Here is a 19,553-nt window from a genome sequence, read left to right as displayed (position 1 = left end):
TCCGCCAGTGATTCCCGGTGTGGTCCGTCTTTCGATCGTACGCCGCCTCCGGCGCCACCACCCGGCGGCGTGAGCAGCGGAACCGGTCAGCGGCTCCATTGCCGGGCCAGCCGGGCGCCGAGCGCGCGCAGCCCCTCGGCCGGGCGGGTCATCGCCGCGTCCACTCCCCCGTGCTCCTCGCCGCCGAAGTGCTCGACCAGGCTGTGTGCCTCGGTCACCCCGGCCGCGGCGGCCTCCCGCCGCCCGGTGCTCACCCGTCCCGCCAGCACCACGCAGGGCACGCCCCGGTCCCGGGCGGCCCCGGCCACGCCGGCCACCACCTTGCCGCGCAGCGACTGGTGGTCGAACGAGCCCTCGCCGGTGATCACCAGGTCGGCGGCGTCGAGCGCGGCGTCCAGCCTCACCGCGCGGGTGACCAGCCCGATGCCGGACTCGCACCGGCCGCCCAGCGCCAGGACCGCCGCGCCGAGACCGCCGGCCGCACCGCCGGACGGCAACGCGCCCAGCCCGGACGGGCAGCCCGGCAGCCGCTCGGTGAGCACCTGCGCCCAGCGGGTCAGCGCGGCGTCCAGCAGCAGCACGTCGGCCCGGTCGGCACCCTTCTGCGGGCCGAAGACGCTGCTCGCGCCGTGCAGCCCGAGCAGCGGGTTGTCCACGTCGGTGGCGGCGACGAGCGTCACGCCGCGCAGCCGGGGCTCGCCGTCGAGCGCGGCCACCTCGGCCAGCGCCGCGCCGCCGTACGGCAGGGCCCGGCCCGCGCCGTCCAGCGGCGTGACACCCAGCGGTACGAGCATCCCCGCGCCGCCGTCGTTGGTGGCCGAGCCGCCCAGCCCCACCACCACAGTCCGCGCGCCCGCCTCGACCGCGGCGGCGACGAGCAGCCCCAGCCCGTAGGAGGTGGTGGCCTTCGGGTCACGTTCGGCGGCGGCGAGCAGGTGCAGTCCGCACGCCTGCGCGCTCTCCAGGTACGCCGTGCCGTCGTCGGTGAGCAGGATCTCACCGGCGGCCGGGCGGCCCAGCGGGTCGACGGTGGGCACCGGCAGCCGGCGTCCGCCGAGTGCCCCGGCGAGCACGTCGACGAACCCCGGCCCTCCGTCGGCCAGCGGCCGGACCAGCAGTTCGTCGCCGGGGGCGACGTCCCGCCAGCCCTCGGCCACCGCGGCGGCCACGTCGGGGGCCGGCAGCGTGCCGGCGAACTTGTCCGGGCAGAGCAGCACGCGCATGCGCAGCAGTGTGGCAGGCCACATCCGACGCGGCTGCGGCGCGGGCGCGCTGTGCGACCATGGGGGGCGTGACTTCGACCTGGGTTGAGCCGTCCAACACCGCCACGGCGCTGCTGCTCCTCGGCCGCGGCAGCGACCCCGCCACCGAGCGTGGCGTGGAGTGTCCGGGTGATCTCCCCGCTCCGAGCGACCCCGGCCTGGTGGCCCGCGCCGCCGCCGCGAAGGCCGCGCTCGGCACCAAGGTGTTCGTCCTGGGCCACCACTACCAGCGCGACGAGGTGATCCAGTTCGCCGACGTGACAGGCGACTCGTTCAAGCTGGCCCGGGAGGCGGCGGCCCGCCCGGACGCGGAGTACATCGTCTTCTGCGGCGTGCACTTCATGGCCGAGAGCGCGGACATCCTCACCTCGGACGCGCAGAAGGTGATCCTGCCCGACCTCGCGGCCGGCTGCTCGATGGCCGACATGGCGGTGCTGTCGCAGGTCGAGGCCGCGTGGGACACGCTCACCGATCTGGGCATCGCGGCGGACACCGTCCCGGTGACGTACATGAACTCCTCGGCCGACATCAAGGGCTTCGTCGGCCGCAACGGCGGCGTGGTCTGCACCTCGTCGAACGCCAAGCGGGCCCTGGACTGGGCCTTCGAGCAGGGCCGCAAGGTGCTGTTCCTGCCCGACCAGCACCTGGGTCGCAACACCGCGGTGCTGGAGATGGGCTTCTCGCTCGACGACTGCGTGCTCTACGACCCGCACAAGCCGAACGGCGGGCTGACCCCGGAGCAGCTGCGCGACGCGAAGATGATCCTGTGGCGCGGCCACTGCTCGGTGCACGGACGGTTCACGCTCGACAGCGTCAACGACGTGCGCGAGCGGGTGCCGGGCGTGAACGTGCTGGTGCACCCGGAGTGCCGCCACGAGGTGGTGAACGCCGCCGACCTGGTCGGCTCGACCGAGTTCATCATCCGGACCATCGAGGCGGCCCCGGCCGGCTCGGCGTGGGCGGTGGGCACCGAACTGAATCTGGTCCGCCGGCTCGCGCTGGCCCACCCGGACAAGCAGATCATGTTCCTCGACCGGGCGGTCTGCTACTGCTCGACGATGAACCGCATCGACCTGCCGCATCTGGTCTGGGCACTGGAGGAGCTGGTCGCCGGTCGGGTGGTGAACCAGATCACCGTCGATCCGGCGACCGCTCGACACGCCCGGTCGGCGCTGGACCAGATGCTCGCGCTCCCGGGAGCTTGATCACCGTCGGTGACGCAGCTGGCACGGAAACGCACCTGACACCCCGGTTCGTGCCCTCGCTGGCGATGTGACCGATTCCATTTCCGTCACGGAGGGCTATGCTGCCGGGGCGACGACACACGCGGCCCGTTTTCCCATGACCGCGTTCCGGGTAGCGATGAACTTCGTGCACCCATCACTAGACACGGCAGCACCCAACGCGCTGGAGGTTGCGTTGACCGACGACGTCCTGGTCGTACACGGAGGTACTCCGCTCGAAGGGCGGATCCGCGTGCGCGGCGCGAAGAACCTGGTGTCCAAGGCGATGGTGGCCGCCCTGCTGGGCGACACACCCAGCCGGCTGTTCGACGTGCCACGCATCCGTGACGTCGAGGTCGTCCGCGGCCTGCTCGGCCTGCACGGCGTCAAGGTCAGCGACGGCGACGAGGAGGGCGAGCTCGTCTTCGACCCCTCGAACGTCGAGAGCGCCAGCACCGACCAGATCAACGTGCACGCCGGGTCCAGCCGGATCCCGATCCTGTTCTGCGGCCCGCTGCTGCACCGGCTCGGCCACGCCTTCATCCCCGACCTGGGCGGCTGCCACATCGGCCCGCGCCCGATCGACTTCCACCTCCAGGCGCTGCGTGAGTTCGGCGCCACCGTCGAGAAGACGCCGGAGGGACTGCACCTGTCCGCGCCCAACGGGCTGCACGGCACGAAGTTCTCGCTGCCGTACCCGAGCGTGGGCGCCACCGAGCAGGTGCTGCTCACCGCGGTGATGGCCGAGGGCGTCACCGAGCTGCGCAACGCGGCGGTCGAGCCGGAGATCGTCGACCTCATCTGCGTGCTGCAGAAGATGGGCGCGATCATCAAGGTGCACACCGACCGGGTGATCGAGATCCAGGGCGTCAAGAAGCTGCACGGCTACACCCACCGGCCGATCCCGGACCGGATCGAGGCGGCGAGCTGGGCGGCGGCGGCGCTGGCCACCCGCGGCCACGTCGAGGTGCTGGGCGCCCAGCAGGCCGACATGATGACCTTCCTGAACATCTTCCGGTCGGTCGGCGGCGAGTACGAGGTCACCGACCTGCGCCCGCCGCGCGGCGGCAGCCCCGGCCAGGAGGGCGGCATCCGGTTCTGGCACCCGGGCGGCGAGCTGAACGCGGTGGCGCTGGAGACCGACGTGCACCCGGGTTTCATGACCGACTGGCAGCAGCCGCTGGTGGTCGCGCTCACCCAGGCCCGTGGCCTGTCGATCGTCCACGAGACGGTCTACGAACAGCGGCTCGGCTACACCGAGGCGCTGAACACGATGGGCGCCAACATCCAGGTCTACCGGGACTGCCTCGGCGGCACCCCGTGCCGCTTCGGCCGGCGCAACTTCAAGCACTCCGCGGTGATCGCCGGGCCGAGCAAGCTGCACGCGGCCGACCTGGTCATCCCGGACCTGCGGGCCGGTTTCAGCCACCTGATCGCGGCGCTGGCCGCCGAGGGCACCTCCCGGGTGTACGGCGTGGACCTGATCAACCGGGGCTACGAGGACTTCGAGGCCAAACTGGCCGACCTCGGCGCGCACGTCGAGCGTCCCTGACCGTCCCGCCCGCCCGACCCGGCCGCGTCCGGTGCACCCGTGATGTGCACCTGGCGCGGCCGGTTGGCTACCCTTGCCGCGTGCCGTCGCTGTTTCGCCGCAAGTCCGCCGACCTCGTCGAGGATTCCGTCACCACTGTGACGGCCGACGAGGAGTCCGCCGCCGCCCGCCCCCGGGGCTACACGCCCAGCAAGAAGGAGCTCGGGCAGGTCACGCCGAAGCGTCCGGTCGCCGGCCGCCGGCCGACCGCGCCGGCCAAGCCGCTGACCAAGGAGGAGGCCCGCGCGCAGCGTCGCGCCGCCCGCGCCGAGGCGGCGGCCGAGTTCCGCCGCGAGGGCGGCCCGCGTGACAGGGGCCCGGAGCGGCTGCTGGCCCGCAACGTGGTCGACTCCCGGCGCACGATCGGCACATGGTTCTTCGGCGGCGCGCTGATCGTGCTGTTCGGCTCCAACCAGGCCATGCCGCCGATCGTGCGGCTGCTGTCGAACGTGCTCTGGGGCGCGCTGGCCCTCGGCGTGCTGATCGACTCGGTGCTGATCTCCCGGAAGATCAAGCGGCTGGTCCGCGAGCGCTTCCCCAAGAGCACCGAGAAGCTCGGCTCGCTCTACTTCTACGCGATCATGCGGTCGATCACGTTCCGCCGGATGCGTGCGCCCGCACCCCGGGTGAACATCGGCGACAAGGTCTGACCGACCCCGGACCGGCCCTTTCCCGCCCCGGCGGGGAGGGGCCGTCGTCGTTGTCAGGCCACCCCGAGCAGGCGCAACACCCCGGTGGTGGCCGCCGCCGCGACCACGACCAGCACGAACGGGGCCCGGCGCCAGGCGAGCAGCAGGCCGACGAGCACTCCGGCGGGCCGGGCGTAGCCGGCGAAGCCGCCGGCCTCGGTGAGCGCCGCGGTGGCGGCGAGCGCGGCCAGCAGCGTCGCGGCGCCGACCGGCAGCAGGTGGCGGGCCCATTCGGGCAGGTCCAGCCGGTCCCGCAGCAGCACACCGGCGACCCGGAAACCGTAGGTGCCGGCGGCCAGCGCGAGGATCACCGCGATCAGCACGAGACCTCCCACGCCCGCACGCTCCGGCCGTCAGCCGCCTCGCCGGCGGTCCCGTCCGGGGCGGCGTCCCGGTCGGACGGCACGGCATCCGCGTCCAGCAGCGCGGCATCCGCGCCGGGTCGTGCGGCATCCGCGCCGGGCCGTGCGGCATCCGCGCCGGGCCGTGCGGCATCCGCGCCGGGCCGTGCGGCGTTCGCGCCGGGCGGTGCGGCATCCGCGTCGTCCGCCGCGGCGGGTGAGCGGCGGCGGGCCAGCAGCGGCAGGGCCAGCGCGGCGAGCGCGAGCAGCACCGGCAGCCCGGCCGGCAGCAGCGGGGTCGCCAGCACGGCGAGTACGGCGCCGAGAATCGCCACCCGGCGGGTCTCCCGGTCGCGCAGGCTGGGCAGCAGCAGGGCGGCCAGTCCGGCCGGGAACGCGGCGTCGAGTCCCAGGGCGGCCGGGTCGCCGGCCGCGCCACCGGCGAGCACGCCGAGCGCGGTGCCGGCGTTCCAGGCGAGGAACAGCAGCACCCCGGCGAGCCAGAACGCCCGGCGCCGCTGCGGCCCGGCCGGACGGGCCAGCGCGAACGCCGTCGCCTCGTCGGTCATCAGGTGGCTGCCGAGCAGCCGCTGCGTCCGCCGGGTGCCCAGCGCGCCGCCGAGAGCCAGGCCGAACGGCAGGTGCCGGGCGTTCAGGAGCAGGCCGGCGAGGACGGCCGCGAGCGGGCTGCCGGCCGCGACGAGCCCGACGGCCATGAACTGGGCGCCCCCGGCGTAGACCAGCACCGACATGGCCAGCGTGGCCCAGACCGGCAGGCCGGCGGCCACCGCCATGGCACCGAACGACGCGCCGACGGCGAGCATCGCCGCGCCGATGGCGGCGACGTCGCGGAGCACCCGGGCGTCGCCCGTTCGGTATGCCGTACGCATGTCCATTATCCTGAACGGGAACACGCTTGTTCGTCAAACCGAACAAACCGACCGATGGAGCGAACACATGGCGATAGACCCCGCTCCCCCGCTCGCCACCATCGCCGCCGCGCTGCGCCGCGAGCGCGAGCGGGCGGGCCTGTCGCTGACCGAGCTGGCCCGCCGCGCCGGGATCGCCAAGTCCACCCTGTCCCAGTTGGAGTCCGGCGCCGGCAACCCCAGCGTGGAGACGCTCTGGGCGCTCGGCGTCGCGCTGGACGTACCGTTCAGCCGCCTGGTCGAACCGCCCACCGCCGCCGTCCGGGTGGTACGCGCCGGGCAGGGGCCCCGGATCCGGTCCGAGCACGCCGACTTCTCGGCCACCCTGCTCGCCGCCGGAGCGCCGCACGCCCGCCGCGACGTCTACGTGATGGAGCTGGAACCCGGCGCGGTACGGATCGCCGAGGCGCACACCCCGCGCAGCGTCGAGCACGTCGTGGTCGCCGCCGGCCGGATGCGCGTCGGCCCGGAGGCCGACCCGGTCGAGCTGGGACCCGGCGACTACGCCGCCTTCCCCGGTGACATCCCGCACCGGTACGAGGCGCTGGCCCCCGGCACCTTCGCCGTACTCGTCATGGAGCACCCGTGACCGCTGACGTCTCGGCCGGCGCCCGGTAGAGCCGCGTCACCACCTCCTCGATGTCCGGCTCCACGATCGAGATGTCCCGCAGCGTGGTCAGGCCGGCCAGCCCGGCCACCACCTCGGCGACGCTCGCCCGCTCCAGCGCGAAGACCAGCCGCCGCCCGTCCGCCTCCACCCGCTGCACCGGGGCGCCGGGCAGCACCGGCGGCTCGGGCAGCGCCGCGTCCAGCTCGGCGACCACCATCCGGCGTGAGCCGTACCGGCGGTGCAGCTCGGCGATCGACCCGTCGTGCACCACCCGCCCGTGGTCGATCACCACGAGCCGCCGGCACAGCCGCTCGATGTCGGCCAGGTCGTGGGTGGTGAGCACGAGCGTGGTGTCCCCGGCCCGGCCCAGCTCGGCCAGGAAGCCGCGTACCGCCTGCTTGCTGACCACGTCCAGGCCGATCGTCGGCTCGTCCAGGAACAGCACCTCCGGGCCGTGCAGCAGCGCCGCGGTCAGCTCGCCGCGCATCCGCTGACCCAGCGAGAGCTGCCGGACCGGAGTGTCCAGGAACCCGTCCAGGTCGAGCAGTTCCCGGCAGCGCGCCAGCCGGGCCGCGTGCTCGCCGGCCGGCACCCGGTAGACGTGCCGCAGCAGGTCGAACGAGTCCCGCAGCGGCAGGTCCCACCAGAGCTGCGAGCGCTGCCCGAACACCACACCGATGCGCAGCGCCAGCCGGGTCCGGTCGGCCACCGGGCGCAGCCCGCACACCCGAGCCCGCCCCGCCGACGGCGTCAGCACGCCGGTGAGCATCTTCAGCGTGGTCGACTTCCCGGCGCCGTTCGGGCCGATGTAGCCGAGCATCTCGCCGCGCTCCACCCGCAGGTCGACCCCGTCGACGGCGGTCACCGTCCGCTTCTCGCGCCGCAGCGGCCCGGCCTTCACCCGGACCGTGAACTCCTTGCGCAGACCGTCCATCTCGATGACGCTCATGACCCCGTACTCCGGTAGTGACGGACCCCGACGCGCCAGGCCAGGGCGGCCAGCGCCGCGGCGACCACCGCGACGCCCGGCGCGGCCCAGCCCGTCCAGGACGGCAGGCCGAGCGGGTCGGCGCGGCCCAGCAGCGCCAGCGCCGGGTGGTAGCTGACGAAGGCGAACCCCATCCCGTACGCGAACAGCGCGCGGAACCACCCGCCGTACACGGTGACCGGGTACGAGGTGAAGTCGCGCCCGCCGTACGTGACAGCGTTCGCCAGCTCACCCGAGTCGACCCAGTAGAACGACACGGTCGCGGTCAGCACGAAGACCGAGCCGAAGAAGACCACGGCGGCCAGCGGGGCGACCACCGCCAGCGCGACCCGCCCCGGCGTCCAGTCGATGCCGGCCGAGGCGAGCGCGAACAGCAGCACGGCGAGCCCGAACACGGCCCGGGACAGCTTGCGCAGCGGCAGGTCCATCAGCAGCAGTTGCGGCAGCGCACCGAGCGGGCGTACCAGCACGGCGTCGAAGAGGCCGGTGCGCACGTACCGGGGAAGCCGTTCGATGTTGCCGACCAGCAGATCGGCGGTGGCGAAGCCGCACGACGACAGGCCGACCACGACGAGCGTCTCGCGCAGCGTGAAGCCGCCCAGCTCCCGCGTCACGCCGAAGATCACCAGGACGGTGACCACGTCGAACACGGTGGCGCCCACGTTGCCGACCAGGTCCACCACGAACGAGGTGCGGTACGACGCCTGCGACCGCGCCTGCGCACCGAGCAGCGCCCGGTACGCCCTCAGCTCAGCCAGGTCAGCCAGGTCAGCCACCCTGGACCACCAGACGGCGTTCGGCGCGGCGCTGCACCAGCCGGCACAGCGCCAGCAGCAGCACCGCCCAGCCGGCCTGCACCGCGACCAGGGTGAGACCGGTGGCCATCGGCTCCCGCTCGACCAGCACGTCCAGCGGCACCTGGAGGATGCTGGGGAACGGCGTGGCGTACCGCAGGACCGTCTCCAGCGGGCCCGGCAGGAAGCCGAGCGGGAAGTAGAGCCCGGCCAGCACACCGGAGCCGAGCGTCCACAGGATCATCGGGCCCCGGACGTCCTGCAGCCAGTACGCGGTGGCGTTCACCAGGTAGCGGCAACCGAAGCAGACCACCACCGCGAGCAGCGCGGAGAGCAGGAACAGCGGCACCGTGGCCCAGTGCCGGGGCACGTACACGGCGAAGAAGAACGGGCCGACCACCAGCGGCGGCACCATCCGGACCAGCGACGCGAACCCGGCCCGGCCCAGGTCGGTGGCGAGGTAGCTGGTCACCGGGTGCACCGGCCGCAGCAGGTCGGCGGCCACCTCACCGGTACGGATCCGGTCGGCCAGATCGGTCCAGCCCCAGATGGCGATCACCGCGAGCAGTCCCTGACCGGCCCAGACGAACGTGGCGAGCTGCGCCCGGTCGTAGCCGGCCACGGTGCCCGCCGCGCCGGTGGCGGCGAGGAAGATGTAGCAGCGCAGGAAGCCGAACACGGTGTTCGTGCACAACCCCGCCACTGCCGCCTGACGGTAGGTCGCGTGCCGCCGGAACCCGGCCGCCGCGATCGCGCCGAATGTCCGAAACCATGGGGTAACGTGTGCGCCGGTGGGTGGTGCCACAGTGGCGGTGACCGAGCCCACGCCGTTACCCTCCTTCCGCAGCCACGACGTGCTGGACCGGGCGACTGTACCGGCATGTCCGGGCCCCAGCGCGAGAATTTCCAATGAGGTGACACCGCCGTGAGCGAGCGACGCGAGCCGGCCCCGGGGCCGTCCCGCGCGAGCGGCGGGAGGGGTTGCCGATGAGCGGCTGGGGCAGCTGGCGCGAGCCGGCCGAACCGGCCTGGGCCGCCGAGCCCACCCACGAATGGCAGCCGCAGTTCCCCGGGCAGCGCTACCCGGGTGACATCGGCATCGAGAACCTGACGCCGCGCCCCCGCGCCGTGGTCGGCCGGGCCGAGGTACGCCCGGTCAATCCCGCCGCCGACCCGGTCAGCCCGGCCGCTCCCCGTGACGCGTACCCGGTCAGCCCGGCCGGTCCACACGGCCCCTACCCGGTCAGCCCGGCTGCGCCGCACGACTCGTATCCCGTCAGCCCGGCCGGCCCGCACGGTACGCACCCGGTCAGTCCGGCCGGGCCGCACGGCACGCATCCGGTCAGCCCGGCCGGTCCGCGCCGGGCCGATCCGGTCAGTCCGGCCGGCGCACATGGGCCATACCCCGTCAGTCCGGCCGGCGTGCACGGCACCCCCGTCAGTCCGGCCGATCCGTACGGCACGTACCCGACGAGTCCGGCGGGCCCGCGCGGGGCCGAGTCGAACGGTCCGGCGGCTTCCCGCGGGGCGTACCCGGCGGGTCGCGGCGGGTTCGCACCGGACGACCGGCGTGGGCACCCGGACGGACCCGGCGCGGACGGACGGCGGCCCTGGCCGGAGGACCGGCATCGACCCGGACCGCCGGTGCCGCCCGAGCGTCTCGACCAACGCTGGACGCGCCCCGACGCCGCGCCGCGCCGGCCGTCCCAGCAAGGCTGGATGCCGGAGCCGAACGAGTTCCCGCACGCCGCCGAGCGCCGGGCCGATCGCCCGCACCCGGCCGACGGCCGGCCGGCCGCGTCGGGACAGCGGTGGGGTGCCGCGCCCGACGCGCGGCAGCCCGACCACTCCCCCACCGGGCGTCGCGAGTCTCCGTCCGACGGACGCCGTGGCGTCTTCCCGGACGACCGCCGGGAATCCCCGTCGGACGGACGGCGTGACCACGGCACCGGGCGCTCCGTCGACCGGCGCGACGGCACTGTGACTCCGCCGGTGCGGGACGCGGCGGGATGGGCCGGACCGGCGCGCGACGGCTGGCGCGAACCGCACCGTGACGGCCGGCGCGAGCCGGACCGGCGCCCTCCGGCGGACGGGCATGAGCCGGTGGACCGGCGGGAGCCGGTGGACGGCCGCGCGCCGGGCCGGGAGGCTGCCGCGTACTCCGAGGCCCAGCGTCGCGCGCCGGAGAACGGCCGGGCGCAGACCGAGCCCGACCGCTACGGCGCCTCGCGTCCCGCTGCCGACCAGCGGTGGCACGATCAGCGTCAACCGGCCGACCGCCCCCGCCCGCACCAGGGCGAGTGGCCGATCGTCGGGCCACGTTCCCGCCCGGAGGCGGATCCACGGCAGCCGGACGAACGCCGGCGCCCGACCACGGACCGGCCGGCGGCGCAGCGGTACCCGATACCGCCGTCCGAAGCCGCCCGCGCCGACGTACGCCACCCGGAGCAGGGCGGTTCCGGCCGTCCGGCCACCCGGCCGGCCGGCCCGGGCGACCAGCCCGACCTCGCCGGTTCCCGCGACGAGCCGCGCTCCCGGCCCTCCGCCACCCGGCCGCCCACCGCCCCGCCCCGCGCTGAGCCCGGCCGGCCGCAGCCGGACCTCACCGCCCGTCCCGAGGCCCATGCCCCGCAGTGGCCGGCACGCCCGGACGGGCACCGGCCGGGATCACCCGATCGGGGTCCGGCACCGCCGGCCGACCACCGTACGCCGCCGGCACCGTCGCACGACCGGCTGGCGGCGCCGGGCGATCCCCAGGCGGCACCGGGCGTACGCAGGCCGGCACCGTCGGATTCGCCCAGGTCCTCGCCGCCGGCGCAGTGGCCGGTACGGCCTGCCGCGCACCCGCCTGCCCCGGTCGGTGACGGCCGGGAGACGGCACCCGTCGAACCGGCCGCACACACGCGCCCCGACGCCCGTCCCCGGTTCAGCCCGGAACGACCCGGCCCCGTGCCGCCGCCGGCTGCGCCCGTCCGCCCCGGTGACGGCCCGGCCGTGCCCCGAACCGGCGACGCCCCACGACCCACGTCTCCTGCGCCGGGGTCCGGCGTGCCTGTCGCGGGCGCCCCGGCTCCCGGCACGGGCACCCCCGTGGCGCCGTCGGCAGACCGGAGCGAAGGCGCGACCCGGCCGGCACCACAGCAGGACCGGAGCGGCGATCGTCACGGCCCGCCTCCCGTCGATCGGGCGAACCCGGTTGCGGCCGCGTCGGCTCGTCCGGCACCGCCGGCCTACCCCGGCGCCACACCTGCCGGGGCGCCCGCCGACCAGTCGGCCGTACCCGCGCCGGCCGGTCCGACCGAGCCGGCCATGCCCACGCCCACCGACCCGGTGGAGCGCCAGGTCACCCCACCGGTTCCGATCGTCTCCCGACCCGCCGCCGAGGCGGGCGTGGCCAGCTGGCCCGAGGCCACTGTGGACGGCGCGGTCACGCCGGGCACTGTGGACGGCGCGGTCACGCCGGGCACGGCTGCCGATCGTCGTCAGTCCGAAGTAGCCGCCCTGCCCACACCGGCCACCGAGGCCGACCGCCAGGAGGGCGTCGTGGACGCCGCAACGACGGCCGGCACAGCACGGCGTGAGGCCGGGGAGACCACCGCCCGCACCGTCGAGCCGGCGGAACGGGCAGAGCACGGCCCGACGGACAAGACCTCCCCGGTCACGGCCTCCGGCGCCGAGGCGTGGTTCCGCCCGAACCAGCCCGTCCCCTCACCCTCGCAGAACGCGGAACCGTCAGAGATCTTGGAAGATTCCGGCCCTTCCGAGGGCCCTTTCGTACCAAGAGCTTCGACGGACGGGGCCGAGCCGGCGACCGGCGATGCCACGCGGGGGCCCGCCGACGTGGCGGTGCCGCCCGTCGGCGCAGCGGCCGGCCCCGTACCCACATCCACCGCTGGTGGGCCGACCGGCCCCGCCCCGGAGGCGACGACCGAGCCCGCGCCCACCACCGAGCCAACGCGCGTTTCCGCACCGGCCGCCGGCACACAGGTGGACGCCGCGACGACCACCGGTCCGGCGGCCGGGCACCCGCGCACGCCCGCCCGCGCCGTTGACGACGAGCAGGGCACGCCAGGCGGGGCGCCCACGGACCCTGGAAACGCAGACCTCGGCAACGCGCATCCCGGGGACGCTGACCGCGCACCGGCAGGCGGCACGCCGGTATCGGCCGACGCCGATCGTGCGGAGGTCACGCCCACCGCACCCGCAACCGGCGACAGTCCCGGCAGCACGGCGGATCCGGTCGACGCCGGCCACACCGACGTGACGCCGGCCCCGCAGGCGGCCGACGACGAACCCGCGCCCAGCCGCACCACGACCGGCGCCACCGCAACCGCCGAAGCCGACACCACGGGACCTGCCGAGGGCGGCCACACCGGCATCGCGCCCACCGAGCCCGCACCGGCAGACGAGCCTGCCACCGACACGGCCGAACCCGCCGGCACGCCGCAGGACACCCCGGTGACGCCCGCCGGGACGGCGACCGACGAGCCCGCCACCGAACCCGCCGAACCGGAGCACGACAGCGAGCCGGCAGCACGACCCGACCCGGCCGGCCGGACCGACGACGCGCCGTCTCCGCGTACCCCCGAACCGGCGGCGCCGCCCCCGGCGGACCCGGAGCAGGCCCTCGCCGCTGTCGCCTGGCGGCTGGACCCGCGGACGCTGCGCGAGGAGGCGCCCGATCCGGCGCGGCTGCGGGTCATCCGGGACGGGCTGACCGGCAAGCTGGACACGGCGCTCGACAACCGCAGCCGGGCCCGGCTGCTCAGCCTGCGCGCGGTGGCGTCCCGGGTCCTCGGTGACCTTGACGAAGCGCTGGACGACGCGCGGCTGGCCGTCACGTACGCCGAGGCTACCGGCGAGTTCCGGCGGACCGCGCTGGCCCGCGCGCGGCTCGCCGAGGCGCTGCGGTGGCGGGGTGACCACGCGGAGGCGGACCGGTTGTTCGCCGAGGCGAACTCGCCGGAGCTGCCGGACCGGCTGCGCGCGCTGCTGCACGAGCACGCCGGGCGTTGCTGCTACGACCAGGGCCGGCTGACCGAGGCGTGCCTGCACTTCGAGCGGGCGCTGGACCTGCGTCACGGCGAGGACGCACAGCTCAACGCCCGGGTCGAGGTCGCGCTGGACGCGGTCGCCGAACGGGCCGCCGCCGACGGGTTCGGGCCCGCGCCGCGCCGGCCCGAGGAGGTGCTCGGCACGCCACGTCCGCCGGTGGCGACGTTCGACGAGGAACAGCGGCTCTGGGGGTACGCGGACGCCGACGGCGAGATGGTCATCGCGCACCGGTACGCCGAGGCGCAGCCGTTCCACGAGGGACTGGCCTGGGTACGGCGACCGGAGGCGTCCCGCTGGGCGCTGATCGACACGTCCGGCGCGGCGCTGATCGAGGCGAACAACGGCTACCGGTCGGTGCTGCCGTTCTCCGACGGGCTGTCCTGGGTGTCGATGGACGGCAAGAGCCGGTGGATGGCCGTCGACCGGATGAACATCGTGAAGATCCCGCCCGGCTACGAGGAGGCCCGGCCGTTCCGCAACGGCCTGGCGGCGGTACGGCAGAACGGCGGCTGGGGCGCGGTGGACCTCGCCGGCGAGGTGGTGGTGCCGACCCGCTACCACCGGATCGGCACGCCGCTGGCGGACGGGCGGGAGGCCGACGGGTTCACCGCCGACGGACTGGCGGTGGTCGAGCTGGCCGGCCGCCGGGGCGTGGTGGACCGGACCGGACGGGTGGTGGTGACGCCCGCGTACCCGACGGTGGTGGTGCACCCGGTGGCGTTCCTGTTCGCCGCCGAGTCGGGCCGGTGGGGGGCGCTGGACCGGCGCGGCGAGCCGCTCATCGACCCGGTGCACCCGGGCCGCTCGGCGGTGGTCGCGGAGATCGACAGGCTGCTGGCCGACGCCAGCCCGGTGCTCTGACCCGGGCGGGTCTAGGGTCGGAGCATGGAATTCCGTCACCTGGGCCGCTCCGGCCTGATGGTCAGCGAGATCTCGTACGGCAACTGGATCACCCACGGCTCGCAGGTGGAGGAGGACGCGGCGGTCGCCTGCGTCCGGGCCGCCCTCGACAGCGGCATCACCACCTTCGACACCGCCGACGTGTACGCGGGCACCCGCGCCGAGTCGGTGCTCGGCCGCGCGCTCAAGGGCGAGCGTCGCGAAGGGCTGGAGATCTTCACCAAGGTCTACTGGCCGACCGGTCCCGGCCGCAACGACAGGGGTCTGTCCCGTAAGCACATCATGGAGTCGATCGACGGTTCGCTGCGTCGTCTCCAGACCGACCACGTGGACCTCTACCAGGCCCACCGCTACGACTACAGCACGCCGCTGGAGGAGACGATGGAGGCGTTCGCCGACGTCGTCCACTCCGGCAAGGCGCACTACATCGGCGTCTCCGAGTGGAAGGCGTCCCAGCTGCGCGAGGCGCACGCGCTGGCCCGCGAGCTGCGCATCCCGCTGATTTCGAACCAGCCGCAGTACTCGATGCTGTGGCGGGTCATCGAGACCGAGGTCGTCCCCACCAGCGAGGAGCTGGGCATCGGCCAGATCGTCTGGTCGCCGATGGCCCAGGGGGTGCTGTCCGGCAAGTACCTGCCGGGCCAGCCGCCGCCGGCCGGCTCCCGCGCCACCGACGAGAAGTCCGGGGCGGGGTTCATCGCCCGGTTCATGACCGACGACGTGCTCACCCGGGTGCAGCGGCTCAAGCCGCTGGCCGAGCAGGCCGGGCTGACCATGGCGCAGCTCGCCGTCGCGTGGGTGCTGCAGAACCCGAACGTCTCCTCGGCGATCGTCGGCGCGTCCCGGCCGGAGCAGGTGCACGACAACGTGAAGGCGGCGGGCGTGAAGCTCGACGCCGACCTGCTCAAGGCGATCGACGAGATCGTCGAGCCGGTCACCGAGCGGGACCCGGCGAAGACCGAGAGCCCGGCCCAGCGCCCGTGACGTCGCGTCGTTCCCGGGCCGGTTCGCGCCGGCCCGGGGACGACCGGGCCGGCTACTCCCAGAAGCGGATCAGGGCGTAGCCGATCTGGTACAGCTCGCGCGGCAGGCCGAGCGCGTCGCCGACGGCGAAGACCGCGCCGAAGAACGCCCTGTTGATCTGCGGGCTCCACAGCAGCGCGAACAGCAGGATGAAGCCGTACGGGGCGAACAGGTCGTACATCCGCCGGTAGGCGGGACTGAGCCAGGGCTGGAGCATGTTGCCGCCGTCCAGGCCCGGCACCGGCAGCAGGTTGAGCACGCTGGCGGTGAGCTGGAGGAACGCGAGCAGTCCGACGCCGGCCCAGAACTCCAGCGGCCCGCCCAGTTCCGGCCCCCACGCCACGGCCGCCACCAGCACCAGCGTGAACAGCACGTTCGTGGCGGGCCCGGCCAGGCTGACGAGCGTGTGCCGCAGCCGGCCGGGGATGGAGTGCCGGTCGACCCAGACCGCGCCGCCGGGCAGGCCGATGCCGCCGAGCAGCACCACGACGACCGGCAGCACGATGGACAGCAGCGGGCTGGTGTACTTCAGCGGGTTGAGCGTGAGATAGCCGCGGTGCGCGATGTCCCGGTCGCCGGCCCGGTACGCGACCACGGCATGCGCGTACTCGTGCAGGCAGAGCGAGACCAGCCAGCCGGAGACGACGAAGAGGAACACGTCGAAGCCGACGTTGCCGTACCGGTTCCAGGTCATCACCCCGGAGGCGACGAAGAGCGCCACCAGGGCCAGGAAGATCGGGCTCGGCCGGAACGCCGCCCGGGGCACGCCGAGGACCAGCGGCTCACCCGGGCGGTCGTAGCCGGTCATTCGGCCGGGGGTTGCAGGCTCATCCGGTAGTCCACCCGGTCGTCCTCGACGAGCACGACTGTGGTGACGCCGGATGCCGCGAGCTCCCGCCAGGTCTGGCCGATCCACGACTCGGCGTCCGCCTGGCTCGTGAACGATTCGGCGGGTCCGTCGACCGCGTCGCCGTTCGTGCCCTCGTACCGCCAGCTCCACGCCATGCCGCGTCTCCCCTCGCCGCCGTCGTCCCGCAGGACGCCAAACCTCCGCAAGCCTAGTCGCCCGCCCACGACGCTTCACCCCTCGACCGGCGCGGGCCGACGCGCGGGTGCCCGCAAGGTTCGGCCGTCACCAACGGGGTATCCACGCCCGACGTCGTCAGCGAGGGAGGACACCATGCGGCCGTTGCGGGAGATGGACACCGAGGAGGTGCGGGCGATGGCGGTACGCGGCGGCATCGAGGCGGCCCACGAGATGGACCGGGAGGAGCTGCTCGACGCGCTCCTCGCCCGCCCCGGCGAGGGAGCCTGGCAGGAGGATCCGAAGCCGGTTGACGTGAATCCCAACGACTATCGCTTCGAGGCCCCCGAGCGCCGACCGCGATGAGCCACCTCTCACTGCCCCGCCCGGGCGGCGGCATCTAAGGTACGGGGCATGTCCGTTGACGGGTGGCACACCCTCCTCGTGCTCGGCGGTATCCGCTCCGGCAAGTCCGAGTTCGCCGAGTCGCTGGTCGCCGACGCGCCCACGGTCCGGTACGTGGCCACCGCCCCCGCCGGGGACCCGGAGGACACCGAGTGGGCGACCCGCCTCGCGGCGCACCGCGCCCGCCGGCCGGGAAGCTGGACCACCGAGGAGACGGCCGCGAACCCGGGCCGGCTGGTCGAGGTGATCGCCACCGCCGGACCGAACGAGACGCTGCTCGTGGACGACCTGGGCGGCTGGGTGACGGTGCTGCTCGACCCGGCCCACCAGCCGGCCGACGACACCGCCACGATCACCGAGCTGGCCACGGCGGTGCGCTCCACCGCGGCCCGGGTGGTGCTGGTCAGCCCGGAGGTGGGCCTGTCCCTGGTGCCCACCACGCCGCTGGGCCGGGCGTTCACCGACGCGCTCGGCGCGACGAACCGCGCGGTCGCCGACGCCTGCGACGCGGTCGCGCTCGTGGTCGCCGGGCAGACCGCGTGGCTCAAGCCGGCCACCCCGGCGCACGCCGTGCCGCCCGCCGCCACGTCGCCCGAGGCCGCGTCGATCCGCACCGCGCCGACCGGGGCCACCACGAACCAGACCGTGTCGGCCCAGGCCGTACCGGCCGACCTCGGTGCCGGGGACGTGACGCTGCCCGAGGTGCTCACCCCCGCCGCCGCCCCGGTGCCCGCACCGGCCACCCCCGAAGCACCGGATACCGGCGACTGGGCCGCACCGACCATGGCGCTGCCGATGATCGCCACCGGCCTGGTCATCCAGCCGGGCATGGAACTGCCGATGCCCGACGACTACACCGGGCCGCAGGCCGTCGACCGGCTCGCCACCCTCGACCTCCCCGGCGCCGGCCTCGGCGTGCTGGAACAGGTGGTCGGTTTCGCCGCCGCCACCCAGGGCACCTCGACGCCGCGTCCGTGGGACTCGGTTCGCGTACTTCTGATTCAGGGCGACCACGCGGGCGGCGCGTCGGCCGGCGCGACGCCCGGTGAGTCGGGCCGCCGCGCCCGGCAGGCCCGCGCCGGCCGGGGCGCGCTGGCCCGGCTCGCCGCCGAGAACCGCGCCGGCCTCCAGATAGTCGAGGCGCCCGCCTCGGCGCCGATCGAGGACGGTCCGGCGCTGTCCGCCGACGAGGTGGAGGCGGCGCTGCGCTACGGCTGGCGGCTCGCCGAGCAGGCTGCCGACGCGGGCGTGCGGTTGCTGGTCCTCGCCGCGTGCGGTGCGGGCGCCGAGACCGCCGCCGCGGCGGTGCTCGCGGCCACCGCGGGCGCGGAGCCGCCGACGGTGCTCGGCCGGGTGATAACCGAGCAGGGCGAGATCGACGACGCCGCCTGGATGGTCCGCTGCGCGGCGGTGCGGGACGCGCTGCACCGCACCCGGCGCTCCGCCCGCGAGGCCAAGGACGTGCTGGCCGAGCTGGGCGGCGGCGACATCGCGCTGGCCACCGGCGTGCTGCTGGGCGCCACCGCCCGCAAGGTACCGGTGCTGCTGGACGGTCCGGTGGGCACCGCCGCCGCCATGGTCAGCCGCGACCTGGCCGGCCAGGCCCGGCACTGGTGCCTGCTGCCCGACCACGGCGGCCGTCCGGGCGTACGCCTCGCCGCCGACGTGCTCGGCCTGACCCCGCTGGTGGACCTGCGGCTCGACCTGGGCGAGGGGGCGACCGCGCTGGCCGCGCTGCCGCTGCTGCGCTCCGCGCTGACGCTCGCCGCCACGCTGCCGGTGCACCCGTCGCTGGGCGGGCCCGACGACGACAGCGACACCGGCACCGACGACGGCCGGACCGACGACGACGAACCGGACTTCGCCGAGCCGGAGCCGGCCGGCCCGGGCCCGGCCACGACCGGGTCCGACGAACCGGTCTCCCCCGGCCGACGTGCCGACTGAGGCACGGCTCGCCGACGGCATCCGGCTGGCGCTCACCACGTTCACCACCGCACCGGTACGCGCCGGACGCGTCGACCGGGCCGCCGCAGGCACCGCGATGGCGCTCGCCCCGCTGGTCGGGGCGCTGCTCGGCGCCGTACTCGGCGGGGTGCTGCTGCTCACCGCCGCGCTCGCGCCACCACTCGTCGCCGCCGTGGTCACCGTGGGACTGGGCGCGCTGCTCACCCGGGGCCTGCACCTGGACGGGCTGGCCGACACCGTGGACGCACTCGGCTCGTACCGGCGCGGGCCGGCCGCGCTGGAGATCATGAAGCAGCCGGACGTCGGCCCGTTCGGGGTGGTCGCGCTGGTGGTCGTACTCCTGCTCCAGAGCGCGGTGCTCGCGGAGCTGGCCGGCCGGGGGGCGCTCGCCGCGTTCGCCGCCGTGGTCGCGGCCACCGCGGCCGGGCGGCTCGCCGTCGGCCTGGCCTGCCGGCGCGGCGTGCCGGCGGCCCGGCCCGAGGGCCTGGGCGCGCTGGTCGCAGGCACGCTCGGGTGGGCCGCGCCGGCGCTCGGCGCGGTCGCCGTCGCGCTGGCGGCCGTGCCCGCGGTGCCGGACCGTCCGTGGCAGGGGCCGCTCGCCGTGCTCGGCGCGCTCACCGTCGCGGCCGGGCTGCTGCGGCACCTGGTACGCCGCTTCGGCGGCATCACCGGCGACGTGCTCGGGGCGCTCGTGGAGATCGTCACCACGCTGTCCTACCTGGGACTGGTGCTGACCGGCTGAGCGTCACCGGTC

The 19,553-nt window shown here is 75.2% G+C and carries 18 protein-coding genes; 9 read left to right on the top strand and 9 right to left on the bottom strand.

What is annotated here, in order from left to right; all coding sequences use genetic code 11:
• Nucleotides 1–86 precede the first annotated feature (86 nt).
• On the bottom strand, nucleotides 87–1,247 hold the full coding sequence (locus tag AB0C17_RS04735) for a glycerate kinase (RefSeq protein ID WP_357476631.1): 1,161 nt from the start codon (nucleotides 1,245–1,247) through the stop codon (nucleotides 87–89).
• 44 nt (nucleotides 1,248–1,291) lie between these two features.
• On the opposite strand from AB0C17_RS04735, the gene nadA reads away from it, so the two are divergent.
• From nadA to AB0C17_RS04720, 3 genes are all read left to right on the top strand, one after another.
• Nucleotides 1,292–2,467, top strand: coding sequence for a quinolinate synthase NadA (gene nadA / locus AB0C17_RS04730; RefSeq protein WP_357380601.1), 1,176 nt, complete (start codon nucleotides 1,292–1,294; stop codon nucleotides 2,465–2,467).
• A gap of 214 nt (nucleotides 2,468–2,681) precedes the next feature.
• Nucleotides 2,682–4,037, top strand: a complete 1,356-nt coding sequence (murA, locus tag AB0C17_RS04725; RefSeq protein WP_357380599.1) for a UDP-N-acetylglucosamine 1-carboxyvinyltransferase — start codon at nucleotides 2,682–2,684, stop codon at nucleotides 4,035–4,037.
• Nucleotides 4,038–4,117: 80 nt separating this feature from the next.
• Nucleotides 4,118–4,726: a DUF3043 domain-containing protein gene (locus AB0C17_RS04720; RefSeq protein ID WP_357380596.1), complete on the top strand. Its 609-nt coding sequence runs from the start codon at nucleotides 4,118–4,120 to the stop codon at nucleotides 4,724–4,726.
• Nucleotides 4,727–4,779: 53 nt separating this feature from the next.
• On the opposite strand, the gene AB0C17_RS04715 is transcribed toward AB0C17_RS04720, so the two are convergent.
• Both AB0C17_RS04715 and AB0C17_RS04710 read right to left on the bottom strand, forming a co-directional pair.
• Nucleotides 4,780–5,088, bottom strand: a complete 309-nt coding sequence (locus tag AB0C17_RS04715) for an AzlD domain-containing protein (RefSeq protein WP_357381152.1) — start codon at nucleotides 5,086–5,088, stop codon at nucleotides 4,780–4,782.
• Nucleotides 5,082–5,996, bottom strand: a complete 915-nt coding sequence (locus AB0C17_RS04710; RefSeq protein ID WP_357476629.1) for an AzlC family ABC transporter permease — start codon at nucleotides 5,994–5,996, stop codon at nucleotides 5,082–5,084. The genes AB0C17_RS04715 and AB0C17_RS04710 overlap by 7 nt, the downstream gene beginning before the upstream one ends.
• 67 nt (nucleotides 5,997–6,063) lie before the next feature.
• Between AB0C17_RS04710 and AB0C17_RS04705 the strand changes: the two genes are divergently transcribed.
• Nucleotides 6,064–6,624, top strand: coding sequence for an XRE family transcriptional regulator (locus AB0C17_RS04705; RefSeq protein WP_357380592.1), 561 nt, complete (start codon nucleotides 6,064–6,066; stop codon nucleotides 6,622–6,624).
• Here the strand turns inward: AB0C17_RS04705 and AB0C17_RS04700 are convergent.
• The 4 genes from AB0C17_RS04700 to AB0C17_RS04685 all read right to left on the bottom strand — a co-directional run bounded on the left by AB0C17_RS04700 (nucleotide 6,608) and on the right by AB0C17_RS04685 (nucleotide 11,894).
• On the bottom strand, nucleotides 6,608–7,594 hold the full coding sequence (locus tag AB0C17_RS04700) for an ATP-binding cassette domain-containing protein (RefSeq protein WP_357380590.1): 987 nt from the start codon (nucleotides 7,592–7,594) through the stop codon (nucleotides 6,608–6,610). The genes AB0C17_RS04705 and AB0C17_RS04700 overlap by 17 nt on opposite strands.
• The gene (locus AB0C17_RS04695) at nucleotides 7,591–8,391 is read right to left on the bottom strand and encodes an ABC-2 family transporter protein (RefSeq protein ID WP_357476808.1); all 801 of its coding nucleotides are present in this window, start codon (nucleotides 8,389–8,391) and stop codon (nucleotides 7,591–7,593) included. Before AB0C17_RS04695 ends, AB0C17_RS04700 begins: the two co-directional genes overlap by 4 nt.
• Before the next feature lie 10 nt (nucleotides 8,392–8,401).
• On the bottom strand, nucleotides 8,402–9,253 hold the full coding sequence (locus AB0C17_RS04690; protein ID WP_357380588.1) for an ABC-2 family transporter protein: 852 nt from the start codon (nucleotides 9,251–9,253) through the stop codon (nucleotides 8,402–8,404).
• Nucleotides 9,254–11,657: 2,404 nt separating this feature from the next.
• Nucleotides 11,658–11,894, bottom strand: coding sequence for a hypothetical protein (locus tag AB0C17_RS04685; protein ID WP_357476627.1), 237 nt, complete (start codon nucleotides 11,892–11,894; stop codon nucleotides 11,658–11,660).
• 793 nt (nucleotides 11,895–12,687) lie between these two features.
• On the opposite strand from AB0C17_RS04685, the gene AB0C17_RS04680 reads away from it, so the two are divergent.
• Together AB0C17_RS04680 and AB0C17_RS04675 are read left to right on the top strand one after the other, a co-directional pair.
• Nucleotides 12,688–14,343: a WG repeat-containing protein gene (locus tag AB0C17_RS04680; protein ID WP_357476624.1), complete on the top strand. Its 1,656-nt coding sequence runs from the start codon at nucleotides 12,688–12,690 to the stop codon at nucleotides 14,341–14,343.
• A 24-nt stretch (nucleotides 14,344–14,367) separates the two neighbouring features.
• Nucleotides 14,368–15,366: an aldo/keto reductase family protein gene (locus AB0C17_RS04675; protein ID WP_357476621.1), complete on the top strand. Its 999-nt coding sequence runs from the start codon at nucleotides 14,368–14,370 to the stop codon at nucleotides 15,364–15,366.
• Between the two features lie 52 nt (nucleotides 15,367–15,418).
• Here AB0C17_RS04675 and AB0C17_RS04670 read toward each other — a convergent pair whose 3' ends face one another.
• Nucleotides 15,419–16,213, bottom strand: coding sequence for a site-2 protease family protein (locus AB0C17_RS04670; RefSeq protein ID WP_357476618.1), 795 nt, complete (start codon nucleotides 16,211–16,213; stop codon nucleotides 15,419–15,421).
• Nucleotides 16,210–16,410 (bottom strand): hypothetical protein, encoded by a 201-nt coding sequence (locus AB0C17_RS04665; protein ID WP_120568738.1) that lies wholly within the window; start codon nucleotides 16,408–16,410, stop codon nucleotides 16,210–16,212. The genes AB0C17_RS04670 and AB0C17_RS04665 overlap by 4 nt, the downstream gene beginning before the upstream one ends.
• 175 nt (nucleotides 16,411–16,585) lie before the next feature.
• Here AB0C17_RS04665 and AB0C17_RS04660 point away from each other — a divergent pair, with 175 nt between their 5' ends.
• Genes AB0C17_RS04660 through cobS form a run of 3 tightly spaced genes read left to right on the top strand, consistent with a single transcriptional unit; the run spans nucleotide 16,586 to nucleotide 19,541 of the window.
• Nucleotides 16,586–16,795 (top strand): hypothetical protein, encoded by a 210-nt coding sequence (locus tag AB0C17_RS04660; protein ID WP_030500114.1) that lies wholly within the window; start codon nucleotides 16,586–16,588, stop codon nucleotides 16,793–16,795.
• A gap of 48 nt (nucleotides 16,796–16,843) precedes the next feature.
• Nucleotides 16,844–18,778 (top strand): bifunctional adenosylcobinamide kinase/adenosylcobinamide-phosphate guanylyltransferase, encoded by a 1,935-nt coding sequence (locus tag AB0C17_RS04655; protein ID WP_357469699.1) that lies wholly within the window; start codon nucleotides 16,844–16,846, stop codon nucleotides 18,776–18,778.
• A complete protein-coding gene (gene cobS, locus AB0C17_RS04650; RefSeq protein WP_357476615.1) occupies nucleotides 18,768–19,541 on the top strand; it encodes an adenosylcobinamide-GDP ribazoletransferase in 774 nt (257 codons plus the stop codon). The genes AB0C17_RS04655 and cobS overlap by 11 nt, the downstream gene beginning before the upstream one ends.
• Nucleotides 19,542–19,553: the final 12 nt, after the last annotated feature.

Source organism: Micromonospora sp. NPDC048887 (assembly GCF_040649715.1).
GTDB lineage: Bacteria > Actinomycetota > Actinomycetes > Mycobacteriales > Micromonosporaceae > Micromonospora.
Note: the sequence above shows the minus strand (reverse complement) of the source record. Positions and strands in the feature narration are given on the sequence as shown.

Coding starts and splice junctions, on each gene's coding strand:
- AB0C17_RS04735 (WP_357476631.1), bottom strand. CDS start 1,247: ATGTGGCCTGCCACACTGCTGCGCATGCGCGTGCTGCTCTGCCCGGAC.
- AB0C17_RS04700 (WP_357380590.1), bottom strand. CDS start 7,594: ATGAGCGTCATCGAGATGGACGGTCTGCGCAAGGAGTTCACGGTCCGG.
- AB0C17_RS04710 (WP_357476629.1), bottom strand. CDS start 5,996: ATGCGTACGGCATACCGAACGGGCGACGCCCGGGTGCTCCGCGACGTC.
- AB0C17_RS04665 (WP_120568738.1), bottom strand. CDS start 16,410: ATGGCGTGGAGCTGGCGGTACGAGGGCACGAACGGCGACGCGGTCGAC.
- AB0C17_RS04705 (WP_357380592.1), top strand. CDS start 6,064: ATGGCGATAGACCCCGCTCCCCCGCTCGCCACCATCGCCGCCGCGCTG.
- AB0C17_RS04660 (WP_030500114.1), top strand. CDS start 16,586: ATGCGGCCGTTGCGGGAGATGGACACCGAGGAGGTGCGGGCGATGGCG.
- AB0C17_RS04675 (WP_357476621.1), top strand. CDS start 14,368: ATGGAATTCCGTCACCTGGGCCGCTCCGGCCTGATGGTCAGCGAGATC.
- AB0C17_RS04670 (WP_357476618.1), bottom strand. CDS start 16,213: ATGACCGGCTACGACCGCCCGGGTGAGCCGCTGGTCCTCGGCGTGCCC.
- AB0C17_RS04655 (WP_357469699.1), top strand. CDS start 16,844: ATGTCCGTTGACGGGTGGCACACCCTCCTCGTGCTCGGCGGTATCCGC.